The sequence below is a fragment of the Pseudomonas sp. SJZ103 genome, assembly GCF_007828335.1.
In the GTDB taxonomy this organism is placed as follows: Bacteria; Pseudomonadota; Gammaproteobacteria; order Pseudomonadales; family Pseudomonadaceae; genus Aquipseudomonas.
Genome location: NZ_VIUN01000003.1, coordinates 372,999 through 389,645 on the forward strand (window position 1 = coordinate 372,999; position 16,647 = coordinate 389,645).

Annotated in this window: 18 protein-coding genes; 7 read left to right on the forward strand and 11 right to left on the reverse strand. The window is 61.6% G+C overall.

All coding sequences use genetic code 11. From position 1 onward, the window contains the following. Positions 1-74 precede the first annotated feature (74 nt). Entirely contained in the window at positions 75-1,160 is a 1,086-nt protein-coding gene (glnL, locus tag FBY10_RS09765; RefSeq protein ID WP_131696908.1) for a nitrogen regulation protein NR(II), read from the forward strand. Continuing rightward, complete coding sequence (ntrC, locus tag FBY10_RS09770; protein ID WP_027605069.1) at positions 1,157-2,593, forward strand: nitrogen regulation protein NR(I); 1,437 nt, start codon at positions 1,157-1,159, stop codon at positions 2,591-2,593. The genes glnL and ntrC overlap by 4 nt, the downstream gene beginning before the upstream one ends. Positions 2,594-3,147: 554 nt before the next feature. Here the strand turns inward: ntrC and FBY10_RS09780 are convergent. After that, positions 3,148-3,588 carry a hypothetical protein gene (locus FBY10_RS09780; RefSeq protein ID WP_131696909.1) on the reverse strand — a complete coding sequence of 147 codons (441 nt, stop codon included), beginning with the start codon at positions 3,586-3,588 and terminating at the stop codon, positions 3,148-3,150. On the opposite strand from FBY10_RS09780, the gene FBY10_RS09785 reads away from it, so the two are divergent. Further along, on the forward strand, positions 3,587-4,042 hold the full coding sequence (locus FBY10_RS09785) for a tRNA (cytidine(34)-2'-O)-methyltransferase (RefSeq protein WP_010563141.1): 456 nt from the start codon (positions 3,587-3,589) through the stop codon (positions 4,040-4,042). The two genes, FBY10_RS09780 and FBY10_RS09785, sit on opposite strands and share 2 nt — an antisense overlap. Positions 4,043-4,168: 126 nt before the next feature. On the opposite strand, the gene secB is transcribed toward FBY10_RS09785, so the two are convergent. Genes secB through FBY10_RS09800 form a run of 3 tightly spaced genes read right to left on the reverse strand, consistent with a single transcriptional unit; the run spans position 4,169 to position 5,360 of the window. After that, positions 4,169-4,648 (reverse strand): protein-export chaperone SecB, encoded by a 480-nt coding sequence (gene secB / locus FBY10_RS09790; RefSeq protein ID WP_014716520.1) that lies wholly within the window; start codon positions 4,646-4,648, stop codon positions 4,169-4,171. 42 nt (positions 4,649-4,690) lie between these two features. Then, positions 4,691-4,945: a glutaredoxin 3 gene (gene grxC, locus FBY10_RS09795; protein ID WP_033896917.1), complete on the reverse strand. Its 255-nt coding sequence runs from the start codon at positions 4,943-4,945 to the stop codon at positions 4,691-4,693. Position 4,946: 1 nt separating this feature from the next. Continuing rightward, entirely contained in the window at positions 4,947-5,360 is a 414-nt protein-coding gene (locus tag FBY10_RS09800) for a rhodanese-like domain-containing protein (protein ID WP_131696911.1), read from the reverse strand. A 151-nt stretch (positions 5,361-5,511) separates the two neighbouring features. Here FBY10_RS09800 and gpmI point away from each other — a divergent pair, with 151 nt between their 5' ends. From gpmI to FBY10_RS09820, 4 genes are all read left to right on the forward strand, one after another. Beyond that, entirely contained in the window at positions 5,512-7,038 is a 1,527-nt protein-coding gene (gene gpmI / locus FBY10_RS09805; protein ID WP_131696912.1) for a 2,3-bisphosphoglycerate-independent phosphoglycerate mutase, read from the forward strand. 246 nt (positions 7,039-7,284) lie between these two features. Beyond that, a complete protein-coding gene (locus FBY10_RS09810; protein WP_145335875.1) occupies positions 7,285-8,580 on the forward strand; it encodes a murein hydrolase activator EnvC in 1,296 nt (431 codons plus the stop codon). A gap of 30 nt (positions 8,581-8,610) precedes the next feature. Next, positions 8,611-9,927 (forward strand): S41 family peptidase, encoded by a 1,317-nt coding sequence (locus FBY10_RS09815; RefSeq protein WP_131696914.1) that lies wholly within the window; start codon positions 8,611-8,613, stop codon positions 9,925-9,927. 1 nt (position 9,928) lies between these two features. Beyond that, complete coding sequence (locus FBY10_RS09820; protein ID WP_131696915.1) at positions 9,929-10,708, forward strand: divergent polysaccharide deacetylase family protein; 780 nt, start codon at positions 9,929-9,931, stop codon at positions 10,706-10,708. Here the strand turns inward: FBY10_RS09820 and FBY10_RS09825 are convergent. The 7 genes from FBY10_RS09825 to FBY10_RS09855 form a co-directional block, all read right to left on the reverse strand. Next, positions 10,699-11,457: an ABC transporter substrate-binding protein gene (locus FBY10_RS09825; protein ID WP_131696916.1), complete on the reverse strand. Its 759-nt coding sequence runs from the start codon at positions 11,455-11,457 to the stop codon at positions 10,699-10,701. The genes FBY10_RS09820 and FBY10_RS09825 overlap by 10 nt on opposite strands. A gap of 66 nt (positions 11,458-11,523) precedes the next feature. Beyond that, a complete protein-coding gene (hisF, locus tag FBY10_RS09830; protein ID WP_003171107.1) occupies positions 11,524-12,294 on the reverse strand; it encodes an imidazole glycerol phosphate synthase subunit HisF in 771 nt (256 codons plus the stop codon). A 9-nt stretch (positions 12,295-12,303) separates the two neighbouring features. Then, a complete protein-coding gene (gene hisA / locus FBY10_RS09835) occupies positions 12,304-13,041 on the reverse strand; it encodes a 1-(5-phosphoribosyl)-5-[(5-phosphoribosylamino)methylideneamino]imidazole-4-carboxamide isomerase (RefSeq protein ID WP_057010603.1) in 738 nt (245 codons plus the stop codon). Positions 13,042-13,079: 38 nt separating this feature from the next. Beyond that, positions 13,080-13,337 (reverse strand): DUF2164 domain-containing protein, encoded by a 258-nt coding sequence (locus FBY10_RS09840; protein WP_065925755.1) that lies wholly within the window; start codon positions 13,335-13,337, stop codon positions 13,080-13,082. After that, positions 13,338-13,976, reverse strand: a complete 639-nt coding sequence (gene hisH / locus FBY10_RS09845; protein ID WP_145335873.1) for an imidazole glycerol phosphate synthase subunit HisH — start codon at positions 13,974-13,976, stop codon at positions 13,338-13,340. Beyond that, positions 13,976-14,569: an imidazoleglycerol-phosphate dehydratase HisB gene (gene hisB, locus FBY10_RS09850; RefSeq protein WP_003218037.1), complete on the reverse strand. Its 594-nt coding sequence runs from the start codon at positions 14,567-14,569 to the stop codon at positions 13,976-13,978. The genes hisH and hisB overlap by 1 nt, the downstream gene beginning before the upstream one ends. Before the next feature lie 169 nt (positions 14,570-14,738). After that, the gene (locus FBY10_RS09855) at positions 14,739-16,400 is read right to left on the reverse strand and encodes an OFA family MFS transporter (protein WP_131696919.1); all 1,662 of its coding nucleotides are present in this window, start codon (positions 16,398-16,400) and stop codon (positions 14,739-14,741) included. Between the last annotated feature and the right edge of the window lie 247 nt (positions 16,401-16,647).

Here is a 16,647-nt window from a genome sequence, read left to right on the forward strand (position 1 = left end):
CTTGGTTTGTTTTTTGCATTTTCCTTGTATCAGCGTGTGCCTCAAGCCCGCGCCTTGCTCCAAAAGAGGTCCCGATGACCATCAGCGATGCACTGCACCGTTTGCTACTCGACAACCTGACCACCGCGACCATCCTGCTCAATGACGACCTGCGCCTTGAGTACATGAACCCGGCGGCGGAAATGCTCCTGGCCATCAGTGGCCAGCGCAGCCATGGGCAGTTCATCAGCGAATTGTTCACCGAGTCGGCCGAAGCCTTGAGTTCGTTGCGCCAGGCCGTGGAGCAGGCACATCCGTTCACCAAGCGTGAAGCGATGCTCACGGCACTGACCGGCCAGACGCTGACCGTCGACTACGCCGTGACCCCGATCCTGAGCAACGGCGCCACCCTGCTGCTGCTTGAAGTGCACCCCCGCGACCGCCTGCTGCGAATCACCAAGGAAGAAGCCCAGCTGTCCAAGCAGGAAACCAGCAAGATGCTGGTACGCGGCCTGGCCCATGAGATCAAGAACCCGCTGGGTGGCATTCGCGGCGCGGCGCAGTTGCTGGCCCGCGAGCTGCCGGACGAGCACCTCAAGGACTACACCAACGTCATCATCGAAGAGGCTGACCGCCTGCGTAACCTGGTGGACCGCATGCTCGGCTCCAACAAGCTGCCGTCGCTGGCGATGACCAACGTGCACGAAGTACTGGAGCGCGTCTGTCAGTTGGTCGAGGCCGAAAGCCAGGGCTGCATCACCTTGGTGCGCGACTACGACCCGAGCATTCCCGACGTATTGATCGACCGCGAGCAGATGATCCAGGCGGTGCTCAATATCGTACGCAATGCCATGCAGGCCATCAGCAGCCAGAACGAGTTGCGCCTGGGCCGCATCAGCCTGCGCACCCGCGCCCTGCGCCAGTTCACCATCGGCCACGTGCGCCATCGCCTGGTGACCAAGGTTGAGATCATCGACAACGGCCCAGGCATCCCTGCGGAACTTCAGGAAACCATCTTCTTTCCCATGGTCAGCGGCCGCCCGGACGGTACCGGGCTGGGCCTGGCCATTACCCAGAACATCATCAGCCAGCACCAGGGTCTGATCGAATGTGAGAGCCATCCCGGCCACACCACATTCTCGATCTTTCTGCCTCTGGAACAAGGAGCCTCATCGACATGAGCCGTAGTGAAACTGTGTGGATCGTCGATGACGACCGTTCTATCCGCTGGGTCCTCGAGAAAGCCTTGCAACAGGAAGGCATGACCACCCAGAGCTTCGACAGCGCCGACGGGGTGATGAGCCGCCTGGCGCGTCAGCAGCCCGACGTGATCATCTCCGACATCCGCATGCCCGGCGCCAGTGGCCTGGACCTGCTGGCGCGGATTCGCGAGCAGCACCCGCGCCTGCCGGTGATCATCATGACTGCGCACTCGGATCTGGACAGCGCTGTCGCGTCCTATCAGGGCGGTGCCTTCGAGTACCTGCCCAAGCCGTTTGACGTGGACGAGGCCGTGGCGCTGGTCAAGCGCGCCAACCAGCACGCCCAGGAACAACAGAACCAGGAAGCCCCACCGACCCTGACCCGCACCCCGGAAATCATCGGTGAAGCGCCGGCGATGCAGGAAGTGTTTCGCGCCATCGGTCGCTTGAGCCACTCCAACATTACCGTGCTGATCAACGGCGAGTCGGGTACCGGTAAAGAGTTGGTGGCCCACGCCCTGCACCGTCACAGCCCGCGCGCGGCCTCGCCGTTTATCGCGCTGAACATGGCGGCGATTCCCAAGGATCTGATGGAGTCCGAGCTGTTCGGCCATGAGAAAGGCGCGTTCACCGGCGCAGCCAACCTGCGTCGCGGGCGTTTCGAACAGGCGGACGGCGGCACGCTGTTCCTCGATGAAATCGGCGACATGCCGGCCGACACCCAGACCCGCTTGCTGCGCGTACTGGCGGACGGCGAGTTTTATCGCGTGGGCGGGCACACACCGGTCAAGGTCGATGTGCGCATCATCGCCGCGACTCACCAGAACCTGGAAACCCTGGTGCACGCAGGCAAGTTCCGTGAGGACTTGTTCCACCGTCTCAACGTGATCCGCATCCATATCCCACGGATGTCGGACCGCCGCGAAGATATTCCGACCCTCGCCCGCCACTTCCTCAGCCGCGCCGCCCAGGAGCTGGCCGTCGAGCCGAAGTTGCTGAAAAGCGAGACCGAGGAATACCTGAAAAACCTGCCGTGGCCCGGCAACGTGCGCCAGCTGGAGAACACCTGCCGCTGGATCACCGTGATGGCGTCCGGCCGCGAAGTGCACATCGGCGACCTGCCGCCGGAGCTGCTGAGCCTGCCGCAGGATTCGGCCCCTGTGACCAACTGGGAGCAGGCACTGCGCCAATGGGCCGACCAGGCCCTGGCACGCGGCCAGTCGAACTTGCTGGACAGCGCCGTGCCGGCGTTCGAGCGGATCATGATCGAAACGGCCCTGAAGCACACCGCCGGCCGCCGTCGCGACGCCGCCGTGTTGCTGGGTTGGGGTCGCAACACCCTGACGCGCAAGATCAAGGAGTTGGGCATGAAGGTCGATGGTGGTGATGACGATGAGGGCGACGACGCCTGATCTCCAATCTACCGAGGTCTAATGTGGGAGGGAGCAAGCCCCCTCCCACATTTGGACCTCCACACGGACTCAGAATCGTGCACCGCTTCAATGCACCCTGTTCTAGCATCGCGCACACGTTCCACGCCCGAAACTAACGTTTTGTTAAGAAAATGCTGAACCTCGAAAACACCAAAGCCCCGTATTCCGGGGCTTTGCGCTTTCTGGAGAAATTTTTTGCCACAACTTAGCCACTCTGGCACGCGCCCTGCAATAACCCCAGTACAACCCAGTTTCGGGGACCTTGGTACAGGCAGGCCGAGAATCCCCTCTTTACACCCGGGGTGCTTGATGCGAACCGCGTCGCGCTCCACACCGCTTTCGGGAACCTCGGTACAGGCAGGCCGAGGACTCCCTCTTTAACACCGAAGCCTTTGGCTTCACCCCGTTTTGGGAGCCCTGGTACAGGCAGGCCGGGAACTCCCTTCTTTACACCCGGGGCTTATGTGGCTCAGCGCCCATAGCTCCAGCCCGTTTTGGGAACCTTGGTACAGGCAGGCCGGGGATTCCCTCTTTTATTGCTCTTGGAGATGGATCTCCAGCCGCCAGCGGCCATCGGCCTTCTCCCCTTTCCACTCCCCGCGCAACGGCCGAGCCGCCACCAGGTTCAGCAGCAAGCCCGCATCGGTCTTGCGCACGCGCCAGTTCACATCCTTGTCGTTGACCTTGAGCTGCCCACTGGCGGCCTTGCCTTGCGCGTCGAACAACAGCGCCACGGTGCCGTCGATGTGCTCGCCGTGCAGCTTGGGTTCGCTGTTGAACCACACCACCACACCGTCCGCAGCCGTCTCTACCTGCTGCAACTCGACCGGGTCAGGAGTGGTCAGGCGGCCGATCATCAGGCCCACCATCAGGCCGACAATCGCCAATGAGCCCATGACCCTCGGCATTAGCTTCGGCCTTGGGTCTTCTTCAGGGGTAGAATGCAGCGCATCTTTGCCTTCGGAGCCGTGCATGTTTCACGTCATCCTTTTTCAACCAGAAATTCCGCCGAATACCGGCAACGTTATCAGGCTGTGCGCCAACAGTGGCTGCCACCTGCATTTGATCGAGCCCCTGGGCTTCGACATGGACGACAAGCGTCTTCGTCGTGCCGGGCTGGACTACCACGAGTACGCCACCCTCCAGCGCCATGCCGACCTGGCCAGCTGCCTGGAAAGCCTCGGACACCCGCGCTTGTTCGCGTTCACCACCAAAGGCTCGCGGCCGTTTCATGATGCCAGCTTTGCCGAGGGCGACGCCTTCCTGTTCGGCCCGGAAAGCCGTGGCCTGCCAGCCGAGGTACTCGACGCCCTGCCCGACGGCCATCGCCTGCGCCTGCCGATGCGCGAAGGCTGCCGCAGCTTGAACCTGTCGAACACCGTCGCCGTTGCCGTCTACGAAGGCTGGCGCCAACTCGGCTTCAAATAGCACACATAACAAATGTGGGAGGGGGCTTGCTCCCGATGGCAGAGTGTCAGTCGACATCTAGGTGACTGATCCACCGCTATCGGGAGCAAGCCCCCTCCCACATTGGGTTCTGCGTCGGGTTCGAGATTACTGAACCGTCGGCGCGCCTTCCTGTTGCATGCGCTGCAGCTCTTGAGCGTACAGGGCATCGAAGTTCACCGGAGCCAGCATCAGCGCAGGGAACGAACCACGGGTGACCAGGCTGTCCAGGGTCTCGCGGGCATACGGGAACAGGATGTTCGGGCAGAACGCACCCAGGGTGTGGCTCATGGACGCTTCGTCCAGGCCCTGGATCAGGAAGATACCGGCCTGTTGCACTTCAGCGATGAAGGCCACTTCTTCGCCATTCTTGACGGTGACCGACAAGGTCAGCACGACTTCGTGGAAGTCGCCTTCCAGTGCCTTTTGACGGGTGTTCAGGTCCAGGGCAACGCTTGGAGTCCATTCCTGGCGGAAGATCGCCGGGCTTTTCGGCGCTTCGAACGACAGGTCACGCACATAGATACGCTGCAGCGAAAATTGTGGGCCTTGGGCTTCTGCTGCTTCGGTGTTCTGTTGGTCAGTCATCGCAGATCCTTCTTGATCTTGGGGTCTTTTAGGGGTTAGGAGTCAGACGAGCAGCAACGCATCGAGTTTACCGGCGCGCTCCAGGGCAAACAGGTCGTCGCAACCACCGATGTGCCTGGCGCCGATCCAGATCTGCGGCACGGACGTGCGCCCCGCCTTCTGGGCCATTTCGGCACGCACCTGGGGCTTGCCATCGACCTTGATTTCTTCGAAGGCAACGCCCTTCTTCTCAAGCAGGGCCTTGGCCCGCATGCAGTAAGGGCACCAATCGCTGGAATATACGACGACCTGGCTCATATCACTTCACCAGCGGCAGGTTGTCGGCGCGCCAGCTGCTGATGCCACCGGACAGCTTGGCGGCGATGAAACCGGTCTTGAGCATTTCGCGGGCGTGGGTGCCGGCGTGCTGGCCCTGAGCGTCGACCAGGATGATGGTCTTGGCCTTGTGCTTTTCCAGCTCGGGCAGGCGCGCGATCAGCTTGTCCTGAGGGATGTTCAGGGCACCGACGATATGGCCCGTGGCAAAATCCTTGGCCGGGCGAATATCCACCACAATGGCCTCGTCCTTGTTAACCAGCGCGGTCAGCTCCGACGTGCTCAGGCTGCGGCCACCACGGCTCAATTCGTGAGCGATCAGCAGCGCCAGCAGGATGACGAAGGCACCCACGAGCAGATAGTGGGCAGTGGCAAATGCAATCAGGTGATCAACCATCAAGGAGGTTCCAGGGCGTTAAAATGGCGGTAAGTATACACAGCCGTCAGGGGGGGCCAACCCCCGTAAAGCGGTGACGTGGTCGGAACTTCGCTTTAAACTGCCACTCCCTTTTCAATTGCCTTCCTTTATTACCGCCGCGAGAGGATCTATGACTACCACGCCTAAACCTTTGGTCCTGATAATTCTCGATGGCTTCGGACACAGTGAAAGCCACCACGACAACGCGGTGTACGCGGCCAAGAAGCCGGTACTCGACCGTCTGACCGCGACGGTGCCCAACGGCCTGATCTCCGGCTCGGGCATGGACGTGGGCCTGCCGGACGGCCAGATGGGCAACTCGGAAGTCGGCCACATGAACCTCGGCGCCGGACGAGTGGTATATCAAGACTTCACTCGCGTGACCAAATCGATCCGCGATGGCGAGTTCTTCGAGAACCCGACTATCTGCGCAGCGGTAGATAAAGCAGTGGCCGCCGGCAAGGCCGTGCACTTCATGGGCCTGCTGTCCGACGGCGGCGTTCACAGTCACCAGGACCATCTGGTGGCGATGGCAGAGCTGGCCTTCAAGCGCGGCGCCGACAAGATCTACCTGCACGCCTTCCTCGATGGTCGCGACACCCCGCCAAAAAGCGCGCAATCCTCCATCGAGCTGCTGGACGCCACTTTCGCCGCCCTGGGCAAGGGCCGCATCGCCAGCCTGGTGGGCCGCTACTTCGCCATGGACCGCGACAACCGTTGGGACCGCGTATCCCAGGCCTACAACCTGATCGTCGACGGCCAGGCCGAATTCCACGCCGCCACCGCCCAGGAAGGCCTGGAAGCTGCCTACGCCCGTGGCGAGAGCGATGAATTCGTCAAGGCCACCACCATCGGCGAGCCGGTAAAGGTCGAAGACGGTGACGCCGTGGTGTTCATGAACTTCCGCGCCGACCGTGCCCGCGAGCTGAGCCGTGTGTTTGTCGAAGACGGTTTCAAGGAATTCGAGCGTGCGCGCCAGCCAAAAGTCCAATACGTCGGCCTGACCCAATACGCCGCCAGCATCCCGGCCCCCGCTGCCTTTGCTGCCGGCAGCCTGGACAACGTGCTGGGCGACTACCTGGCGAAGAACGGCAAGACCCAGCTGCGTATTGCCGAAACCGAGAAATACGCCCACGTGACCTTCTTCTTCTCCGGCGGGCGTGAAGAACCGTTCCCTGGCGAAGAGCGCATCCTGATCCCGTCGCCAAAAGTCGCCACCTACGACCTGCAGCCGGAAATGAGCGCGCCGGAAGTCACCGACAAGATCGTCGACGCCATCGACCACCAGCGCTACGACGTGATCGTGGTCAACTACGCCAACGGTGACATGGTGGGCCACAGCGGCAACCTGGAAGCTGCGACCAAGGCCGTGGAATGCCTGGACCTGTGCGTCGGCCGCATCGTCGACGCCCTGGAAAAAGTCGGCGGCGAGGCGCTGATCACCGCCGACCACGGCAACTGCGAGCAGATGTCCGACGAATCCACAGGCCAGGCCCACACCGCCCACACGACCGAGCCGGTGCCGTTCATCTACGTCGGCAAGCGCGACTTCAAAGTGCGTGATGGCGGCGTGCTGGCGGATGTGGCGCCGACCATGTTGATGCTGATGGGGTTGGAGAAGCCGAAAGAGATGACCGGGACCTCGATCCTGGTCTGATCCAAACAACAGTGTGGGAGGGGGCTTGCCCCCGATAGCAGTGGGTCAGCCAACACCTATTCAGCTGACACACCGCAATCGGGGCAAGCCCCCTCCCACATTAGCTTCGCGGTGTTTGGTAGATGTCTTTTTGCCATACCGCCACCACTCGGCACCTATCTTGCCTTCCAGTCCGAATTGGGCGTTTTTTTTGCGGCGCTTGGCGGGCATACTAGGCCGTCCCTTTCCCTGGTGTCGCCCGCCTCTATGCTTCGCGCCTTGATTACCCTTGCTCTTGTCTGCCTGCTCCAACCGGCGTTTGCCGACGAGCGTGCACAAACTCAACAACAGTTGGACGCTACGCGTCAGGACATTACCGAGCTGAAAAAACTGCTCGGCAAGCTCCAGGAAGAAAAATCCGGGGTGCAGAAAGACCTGCGCGGCACGGAAACCGAAATGGGCAAGCTGGAGAAGCAGGTCCAGGAGCTGCAAAAAGAACTAAAGAAGAGCGAGTCGGAACTGGAGCGACTCGACGCTGAGAAAAAAAAACTCCAGAGCGCACGCGTTGAACAGCAGCGTTTGATCGCAATCCAGGCCCGCGCCGCCTACCAGAGCGGCCGCCAGGAATACCTCAAACTGTTGCTCAACCAGCAGAACCCGGAAAAATTCGCGCGCACCCTGACCTACTACGACTACCTGAGCAAGGCCCGACTGGAGCAGTTGAAAAGCTTCAACGAGACCCTGCGCCAGTTGGTCAACGTCGAACAGGAAATCGCCAACCAGCAGTCGCAGTTGGAGGACCAGAAAGCCAGCCTCAACGCCCAGCGCGACGAGCTGGACAAGGTCCGCAAGGAGCGCCAGCTGGCCCTGGCCAAGCTCAATGACGACGTGAAGGCCCGCGACGCCAAGCTCCAGGCCCGCGAGCAAGACCAGGCCGACCTGGCCAAAGTGCTCAAGACCATTGAAGAAACCCTGGCACGCCAGGCACGTGAGGCCGAAGAAGCGCGACAGAAAGCGCTGATCGCCCAGCAGGAAGCCGAAAAAAAGCGCCAGCGTGAGGCCGAACTGGCAGCCACCACCGATGCCCCGGCGCCCCGCAAACCGGCGCATGCCGCTCCTGGCCCGCTGGTTTCCAGTGCTGGCGAGTCCTTCGGCGGGCCTTTTGCTTCAGCGCGCGGCAAACTTCCATGGCCAGTTGATGGTCGACTACTGGCACGCTTTGGGGAAACCCGTGGCGATGACACCCGCGCCAAGTGGGACGGGGTGATGATCAGCGCCTCTGCCGGCAGCCAGGTCCATGCCGTACACGGTGGGCGCGTGGTGTTTGCCGATTGGCTGAGGGGCGCCGGTTTGTTGGTGATTCTCGACCACGGTAATGGCTATTTAAGCCTTTATGGCCACAATCAGACGTTACTCAAGTCGGCAGGTGATGTTGTAAAAGCCGGTGAATCCATCTCCACTGTCGGTAACAGTGGCGGCCAGGACACCCCAGCGCTGTACTTCGCTATTCGTCAGCAGGGTCGCCCGAGCGATCCCGCACAATGGTGCCGGTCCCAAGGATAGGGTCGCATCTACATTAGGAGTTCGTTCGACATGCTGCATTTGTCCCGCCTCACTTCGCTGGCCCTGACGATCGCCCTGGTGATCGGCGCGCCTCTGGCTTTTGCCGACCAGGCCGCCCCGGCTGCACCCGCCGCCACGGCCGCGACCACCAAGGCGCCGTTGCCGCTGGACGAGCTGCGCACCTTTGCCGAGGTCATGGACCGGATCAAGGCAGCCTATGTCGAACCTGTAGACGACAAGACCCTGCTGGAAAATGCCATCAAGGGCATGCTCAGCAACCTCGATCCGCACTCCGCCTACCTCGGTCCGGAAGATTTCGCCGAGCTGCAGGAAAGCACCAGCGGCGAATTCGGCGGCCTGGGCATTGAAGTCGGCGCCGAAGACGGCAATATCAAGGTGGTCTCGCCAATCGATGACACCCCGGCGTCCAAGGCCGGCATCCAGGCCGGTGACTTTATCGTCAAGATCAACGGCCAGCCGACCCGTGGCCAGACCATGACCGAAGCCGTCGACAAGATGCGCGGCAAGATCGGCCAGAAAATCACCCTGACCCTGGTGCGCGACGGCGGCAACCCGTTTGACGTGACGCTCACCCGCGCAACCATCGTGGTCAAGAGCGTGAAGAGCCAGCTGCTGGAATCGGGCTACGGTTACATCCGCATCACCCAATTCCAGGTCAAGACCGGCGACGAAGTGGCCAAGGCCCTGGCCAAGCTGCGCAAGGACAACGGCAAGAAACTCAGCGGCATCGTGCTCGACCTGCGTAACAACCCAGGCGGCGTGCTGCAGTCGGCGGTGGAAGTGGTCGACCACTTCATCACCAAGGGCCTGATCGTCTACACCAAGGGTCGTATCGCCAACTCCGAGCTGCGCTTCTCGGCCACCGGCAACGACCTCAGCGAAAACGTACCACTGGCTGTGCTGATCAACGGCGGCAGCGCCTCGGCGTCGGAAATCGTCGCCGGCGCCCTGCAAGACCAGAAACGCGGCGTGCTGATGGGCACCACCAGCTTCGGCAAAGGCTCGGTGCAGACCGTGTTGCCGCTGAACAACGAGCGTGCGCTGAAGATCACCACCGCGCTGTACTACACGCCGAACGGCCGCTCGATCCAGGCCCAGGGCATCGTGCCGGACATCGAAGTGCGCAAGGCCAAGATCACCAACGAAATCGACAGCGAGTACTACAAGGAAGCGGACCTGCAAGGTCACCTGGGCAATGGCAACGGCGGTGCCGACCAGCCAACCGGCAGCAGCAAGAAAGCCAAGCCGATGCCGCAGGACGATGATTACCAGCTGGCCCAGGCGCTGAGCCTGCTCAAGGGCTTGAGCATTACACGCAGTCGTTGATATGCGTGTTGCCCTGATCATCGCTGTGCTATGCAGCCTGGCAGGGGTCGCCCACGCGGCCCCTGCCAGCGAATCCCACAAAGCCTACCTGACCCTCATCATCGACGACCTGGGGCAAAACCTGACCCGGGATCGTCGCGTGCTGGCCCTGCCTGGGCCGGTGACCACGGCGATCATGCCCGACACGCCCCACGCCGCCGAATTCGCCCGCGAAGCGCACAAGGCCGGCAAGATCGTGATCCTGCACATGCCAATGGACCCCGCCACCGGCCCGTTCGCCTGGCACCCCGAGCTGCCTATCGAAGAGTTGGGCAAACGCCTGGACGCGGCCTTCAACGCCGTGCCCTATACCGCCGGTATCAACAACCACATGGGCAGCCGCATGACCGCGCAACCGGCCGCCATGGCCTGGCTGATGGCCGAGCTGCAACGGCGCAACAAGTTCTTCGTCGACAGCCGCACCAGCGCGCAGACCGTAGCCGCTGCCGAAGCGCAGAAGATTGGCCTGGCGCATGTTTCGCGGGATGTGTTTCTCGATGACGAACGCACCGAAGCGGCGATCACCACGCAACTGCAAACCGCTATCAAACTGGCGCACAAACAGGGCTCGGTGGTGATGATCGGCCACCCTTACCCACAAACCCTGGCAGTGCTGGAGCGCGAGTTGCCCAAGCTCAAGGCCCAGGGCATCGACTGGATAGATATCAAGTTGATGATCAGTGTGCGCAGCAATCAAGCCATGGCTGGACACGGCAAGAACGGCACCTACCGCTACAAATAGTTCGCCATGATCTGTTCCACCCGCCCTTCAGAGCGCAACTGATCCAACGCCGCCTGCAGCTTGGCTACCGTCTCATCCGGCACATCCCTGTTCAGCGCCAGGTACAACTGAGCACTGTTGAACCGCAGCACGGTCTTGAGCCCCGTCACACCGACCTGGCGCGCAAGATAACGCCCGGCCGGGTCGCCGGTGGCCCACAGATCGATCTGGCCATCCATAAGCTTTTGCGCGTTGTCCTGGTCGCGCAACACCACCACCGGGTTAAGGCCCTGCTTCTCCAGGGTCTCGGCGATGGCGTCGCCTTTATAGGCGCCGATCCTGTAGCGCCGCGCGTGCTCCAGGTCATCGAGCTGGATCTTGCTGTCGGCTTTGGCCAGCAGCACCCAATCATCCGGGCCGATGGGGCCGACCCACTTGAACAGCGCTTCACGATCCGGCAGACGCGCCATCACGAACACGCCATAGCCGGGCTTCTCCAGGGCGAGTTTGTAGATTCGCTCCCAGGGAAAACGCAGGGTGAGATTGTAGGAAATGCCGGCACGCTTGAAGGTCTCGCGCACGATGTCCACGGCGATGCCTTCGATGTTCTCGTCCTTGGCGAAGTTCTTACCGTTCTTGGCCATGTTGTAGGGCGGGAAATTTTCCGTCAGCAACACCAGGGAGGCGTCAGACGGTTCCTCTGTGCAATGGGCCGAGCCGGCCAAGAGAATGGACGTGCTGGCGACAGCAAGAAGCAGTTGTTTGAACATGAAGGCTACCGGAATCCATGGCAAGCGCAGAGAGTGCCGCGCGCCTGCCATGGTGTCCAGCAACGTTTAGCGAACGACGATACCGCGCGCCGCCATGTAGGCCTTGGCCTCAGGAACGGTGTATTCGCCAAAGTGAAAAATACTCGCCGCCAGCACCGCGCTGGCATGGCCTTCGATCACGCCGTCGGCCAGGTGTTGCAGGTTACCGACACCGCCTGAGGCGATCACCGGAATACCCAGCGCATCGCTGATGGCGCGGGTCACGCCCAGGTCGAAGCCGTTCTTCATGCCGTCCTGGTCCATGCTGGTCAGCAGGATTTCCCCGGCGCCCAGGCCTTCCATCTTCATCGCCCACTCCACCGCGTCCAGGCCGGTCGGCTTGCGACCGCCGTGGGTGAAGATCTCCCAGCGCGGGGTTTCGCCCGGGCCGGAGACTTTCTTGGCGTCGATGGCTACCACGATGCATTGCGAGCCGAAGTGCTGCGCGGCTTCGCCGACGAACTCCGGGTTGAACACCGCAGCGGTATTGATCGAGACCTTGTCCGCACCGGCATTGAGCAGGTTGCGAATGTCTTGCACGGTGCGCACGCCACCGCCGACGGTCAGCGGGATAAACACCTGGCTGGCCATGCGCTCGACGGTATGCAGCGTGGTGTCGCGGCCGTCGACGCTGGCGGTGATGTCGAGAAAGGTAATCTCGTCGGCACCTTGCTCATCGTAGCGACGGGCGATTTCCACCGGGTCGCCGGCGTCACGGATGTTCTCGAACTTGACGCCCTTGACCACGCGACCGTTGTCGACGTCCAGGCAAGGGATGATGCGTTTGGCCAGCGCCATGGTCAGTCCTCAGCCGTTGTAGGCATCGCAGTAAGCCTGGGCTTCGGCGACGTCCAGGGTGCCTTCGTAGATCGCACGGCCGGTGATGGCGCCGATGATCCCTGGCGCCTTGGCGTCCAGCAGCGACTTGATGTCGCCCAGGTTGTGAATACCGCCGGAAGCGATCACCGGGATCCTGGTCGCAGCGGCCAGCGCAGCGGTGAACGGCACGTTGCAGCCCTGCATCATGCCGTCTTTGGCGATGTCGGTATAAACGATGGCGGACACGCCGTCGGCTTCGAACTGCTTGGCCAGGTCGATGACTTGCACGGTGCTGATTTCAGCCCAGCCGTCGGTAGCGACGAAACCGTCTTTAGCGTCCAGGCCCACGATCACTTTGCCCGGGAACGCGCGGCAGGCTTCGGCGACGAAGGCCGGGTCTTTCACGGCCTTGGTGCCGATGATCACGTAGCTCACGCCGGCCTTGACGTAATGCTCGATGGTTTCCAGGGAGCGGATACCGCCGCCGATCTGGATCGGCAGGTTCGGGTAGCGCCTGGCGATCGCGGTGACCACCTCGCCGTTGACCGGCTGGCCTTCGAAGGCGCCGTTCAAGTCCACCAGATGCAGACGACGGCAGCCCCCTTCCACCCATTTGGCAGCCATGCTCACCGGGTCATCGGAGAACACGGTGGAATCTTCCATACGGCCTTGGCGCAGACGTACGCAGGCGCCGTCCTTGAGATCGATAGCGGGGATAATCAGCATCTGGCAAACCTTATTCGATATTCAGCAATGCTTGGAAATCAGGGTTTCTCAAGCGACCACAGGTCGCTTTCGATGCTTTCGAACCTTTCTTTAAGGAGCGTCTGCGTATCGAAAATCGCCCTGTTGTAATAATGCGGAGCCACTTCGGTGGTGAACAGCTCAAGAATCTCGGCGACCTCGAACGAGCCCAGCTTGAGCTCGAAGCGGTCTTCCATGAAGCGCTTGATCTTGAGGGTAGCCTCACTCTCCTGTTCGGGCGTGAGGTTCAAGATTGGCAGCTTCGGCTTCCTGGCCATTTACCAGCGTCCATCCCAGGCGGCGAAGTTCTGCAGCAATTGCAGGCCATGGGTATGGCTCTTCTCCGGGTGGAACTGCACGGCAAACCGCGAACCTTCGGCCAACGCTGCGGCGAAGTCGACGCCGTAGTGCCCGCGCCCCACCACCTGGCCCGGTTTACCGGCGGCGATGTAGTAGCTGTGCACGAAGTAGAAACGCGCCATGTCCGGCACTTCGTGCCACAGCGGGTGATCCACGGTCTGGCGGACTTCGTTCCAGCCCATGTGCGGGACTTTCAGGTGTTCGCCGTCTTCATGCAGGTCTTTGCCGAAGAACTTCACTTTGCCCGGGAACAGGCCGATGCAGTCAACGCCGTCGTTCTCTTCACTGCTGTCGAGCAAGGCTTGCATGCCCACGCAGATGCCGAGGAACGGGCGATCCTGGCTGACTTCGCGCACCAGGCTGTCAAAGCCCAGGCGGCGAATTTCGGCCATGCAATCGCGAATTGCACCTACACCGGGGAACACCACGCGGTCGGCTTCGCGAATCACATTGGCATCGCTGGTGATCAGCACCTTGCCGGCCCCTACGTGCTCGAGGGCCTTGGCCACCGAGTGCAGGTTACCCATGCCGTAATCGATAACCGCGACCGTCTGCATTACAGGACGCCCTTGGTCGAGGGCATTTGCCCGGCCATGCGGTCATCCAGCTCCACGGCCATGCGCAGCGCGCGGCCGAAAGCCTTGAACACGGTTTCGATCTGGTGGTGGGTGTTGGTGCCGCGCAGGTTGTCGATGTGCAGGCTGACGAGTGCGTGGTTGACGAAGCCCTGGAAGAACTCCTGGAACAGGTCGACATCGAAGCCGCCCACGGTGGCGCGGGTGTACGGCACGTGCATCTGCAGGCCTGGGCGGCCGGAGAAGTCGATGACCACACGCGACAGCGCTTCGTCCAGCGGGACATAGGCGTGGCCGTAGCGACGGATGCCTTTTTTGTCACCGATGGCCTTGGCAAACGCCTGGCCGAGGGTGATGCCTACGTCTTCCACCGTGTGGTGGTCGTCGATATGCAGGTCGCCCTTGCTGACGATATCCAGGTCGATCAGCCCGTGACGGGCGATCTGGTCCAGCATGTGCTCAAGAAAAGGTACACCGATATCAAATCGGGCCTTTCCGGTGCCATCCAGGTTGATCGAGGCTTTGATCTGGGTTTCCAGAGTGTCGCGCTCGACGGACGCCTTACGTTCGGCCATCACCAGCTCCGCAAAATCATTGGGCGAAAAAGGCAGCCATTATAGGGGCGCGGGCGCTAAACAGAAACATCGAAGGGGATAAGACTGACGAGTTGAAGCGGGGAGTGTCGGGGATAGACATGTGTATACAAGCGGGCGCTCCAGGATGGTGCGCCCGCTTGCAGTCAACTTAGTGGAACAGTACCGCCGTCTTCTGCAGGGTCACCCACACACCCCACGCCAACGGAATACCCACCACCAACCAGGCGGCGATCGCCAATGGCACGGTGCCGGACGCGGCTTTCCACTCCAGGGAAGTGGTGGCATCAGCCCCTTTGTCATGGCCCAGCGCTTGCTCTGCGGCAAGTTCTGCATCGGTCATGAAGTACTTGTCGGCCACAGGGCGGACCAGCATGTTGCAGATAAAGCCCAGCACCAGCAGACCCGCGAGGATATACAAGGTGATGTCATAGGCCGCAGCGCGTTCGACGCCGATGCTCAGTTGATATTCACGCAGGTAGTTCACCAGCACCGGGCCCAATACGCCCGCGGCTGCCCATGCGGTCAGCAGGCGACCGTGGATCGCGCCGACCATCTGGGTACCGAACAGGTCGGCCAGGTAGGCCGGGACGGTCGCAAAACCACCGCCGTACATCGACAGGATGATGCAGAACGCCGCGACGAACAGCGCCACGTTGCCCAGGTGCCCCAGGTTCGGGATCAGCGCATACAGGGCAAAGCCCAGGGCGAAGAACACGAAGTAGGTGTTTTTACGGCCCAGGTAGTCGGAGAACGACGCCCAGAAGAACCGGCCACCGATGTTGAACAGGCTCAACAAACCGGTAAAGCCCGCAGCGATGGCAGCAATCGACGCCAATTGCCCGGCGTCCAACTGGCCAAACGGCACATCAACACCCAGCAGCTTGCCACCGAACACTTCCTGCAGCAGCGGCGAAGCCATGCCGAGGATGCCGATACCGGCCGATACGTTCAGGCACAGCACCAGCCATACGAGGCGGAATTGCGGGGTTTTCCACGCCACATTCACGTGCACGTGACGGTGAGTGATCATCGCGTTACTGGCTTTTTTCGCCGGTGCGGTCCAGCCCTCAGGCTTCCAGCCGGTCGGTGGGACGCGGTAGGACAGCGCGCCGCCGATCATGAACACGAAGTAGATCGCGGCCATCACCAGGAAACTCTGCCATACGCCCACGCTGGTCGGCGAAGCGAAGTGCCCCATCAACGCAGCAGCCAGCGGGGCGCCCACCATTGCGCCGCCGCCGAAGCCCATGATCGCCATGCCGGTGGCCATGCCGCGCTTGTCCGGGAACCACTTGATCAGGGTCGATACGGGCGAGATATACCCCAGGCCCAGGCCGATACCGCCAATGACCCCGGAGCCGATCCACATCAGCCAGATCTGGTGGGTATAGATACCCAATGCCGAGATCAGCAGACCGCCACACCAGCACAGCGCCGACACAACACCGGCCTTGCGTGGCCCGGCATGTTCCAGCCAGCCACCCCAGATCGCTGCCGAGCAGCCCAGGAAGATGAAGAACAGGGTGTAGATCCAGCCCAGCATGGAGATGGGCCAGTCGCATTGGGACGAGAAGACTTGGGCGATGAAGCTCATGTCCGGTGCGCAGGCGACCGGCTTGGTGATACCCAGCGCCTTGGACAGCGGCAACCAGAACACCGAGAAGCCGTAGGCCATGCCGATGCACAGGTGGATGGCCAGGGCGGCCGGTGGAACCAGCCAGCGGTTGAACCCGGGCTTGGCGATAATGCGCTCCTTGGACAGGAACGCAGGCTGTGCGGCGGTAGTGCCGGCCACAGTGCTAGTGCTCATTGATGAATCCCCCAGTTATTAGTATGCGTTCGTCAGGCGCTCTCTCCCTCGGCCTTGCACGCAAAGCGTGGCCGTTTTTGTAGAGTGAAGCTCCATTTGGCGCGACGATAAGTCGCAGAAGGCGAACGAACGGCCGAAGATTAGCATTAGCGGATGACAGAAAAACCAAAATGACATCATCTTTTTGCGATTTTTCGGTTTTATTGACGTCAAAAACCCGCTTTCGCCGCCATGGATACAATGTAAC

Coding starts and splice junctions, on each gene's coding strand:
- glnL (WP_131696908.1), top strand. CDS start 75: ATGACCATCAGCGATGCACTGCACCGTTTGCTACTCGACAACCTGACC.
- ntrC (WP_027605069.1), top strand. CDS start 1,157: ATGAGCCGTAGTGAAACTGTGTGGATCGTCGATGACGACCGTTCTATC.
- FBY10_RS09785 (WP_010563141.1), top strand. CDS start 3,587: ATGTTTCACGTCATCCTTTTTCAACCAGAAATTCCGCCGAATACCGGC.
- FBY10_RS09780 (WP_131696909.1), bottom strand. CDS start 3,588: ATGCACGGCTCCGAAGGCAAAGATGCGCTGCATTCTACCCCTGAAGAA.
- secB (WP_014716520.1), bottom strand. CDS start 4,648: ATGACTGACCAACAGAACACCGAAGCAGCAGAAGCCCAAGGCCCACAA.
- grxC (WP_033896917.1), bottom strand. CDS start 4,945: ATGAGCCAGGTCGTCGTATATTCCAGCGATTGGTGCCCTTACTGCATG.
- FBY10_RS09800 (WP_131696911.1), bottom strand. CDS start 5,360: ATGGTTGATCACCTGATTGCATTTGCCACTGCCCACTATCTGCTCGTG.
- gpmI (WP_131696912.1), top strand. CDS start 5,512: ATGACTACCACGCCTAAACCTTTGGTCCTGATAATTCTCGATGGCTTC.
- FBY10_RS09810 (WP_145335875.1), top strand. CDS start 7,285: ATGCTTCGCGCCTTGATTACCCTTGCTCTTGTCTGCCTGCTCCAACCG.
- FBY10_RS09815 (WP_131696914.1), top strand. CDS start 8,611: ATGCTGCATTTGTCCCGCCTCACTTCGCTGGCCCTGACGATCGCCCTG.
- FBY10_RS09820 (WP_131696915.1), top strand. CDS start 9,929: ATGCGTGTTGCCCTGATCATCGCTGTGCTATGCAGCCTGGCAGGGGTC.
- FBY10_RS09825 (WP_131696916.1), bottom strand. CDS start 11,457: ATGTTCAAACAACTGCTTCTTGCTGTCGCCAGCACGTCCATTCTCTTG.
- hisF (WP_003171107.1), bottom strand. CDS start 12,294: ATGGCGCTGGCCAAACGCATCATCCCTTGCCTGGACGTCGACAACGGT.
- hisA (WP_057010603.1), bottom strand. CDS start 13,041: ATGCTGATTATCCCCGCTATCGATCTCAAGGACGGCGCCTGCGTACGT.
- FBY10_RS09840 (WP_065925755.1), bottom strand. CDS start 13,337: ATGGCCAGGAAGCCGAAGCTGCCAATCTTGAACCTCACGCCCGAACAG.
- hisH (WP_145335873.1), bottom strand. CDS start 13,976: ATGCAGACGGTCGCGGTTATCGATTACGGCATGGGTAACCTGCACTCG.
- hisB (WP_003218037.1), bottom strand. CDS start 14,569: ATGGCCGAACGTAAGGCGTCCGTCGAGCGCGACACTCTGGAAACCCAG.
- FBY10_RS09855 (WP_131696919.1), bottom strand. CDS start 16,400: ATGAGCACTAGCACTGTGGCCGGCACTACCGCCGCACAGCCTGCGTTC.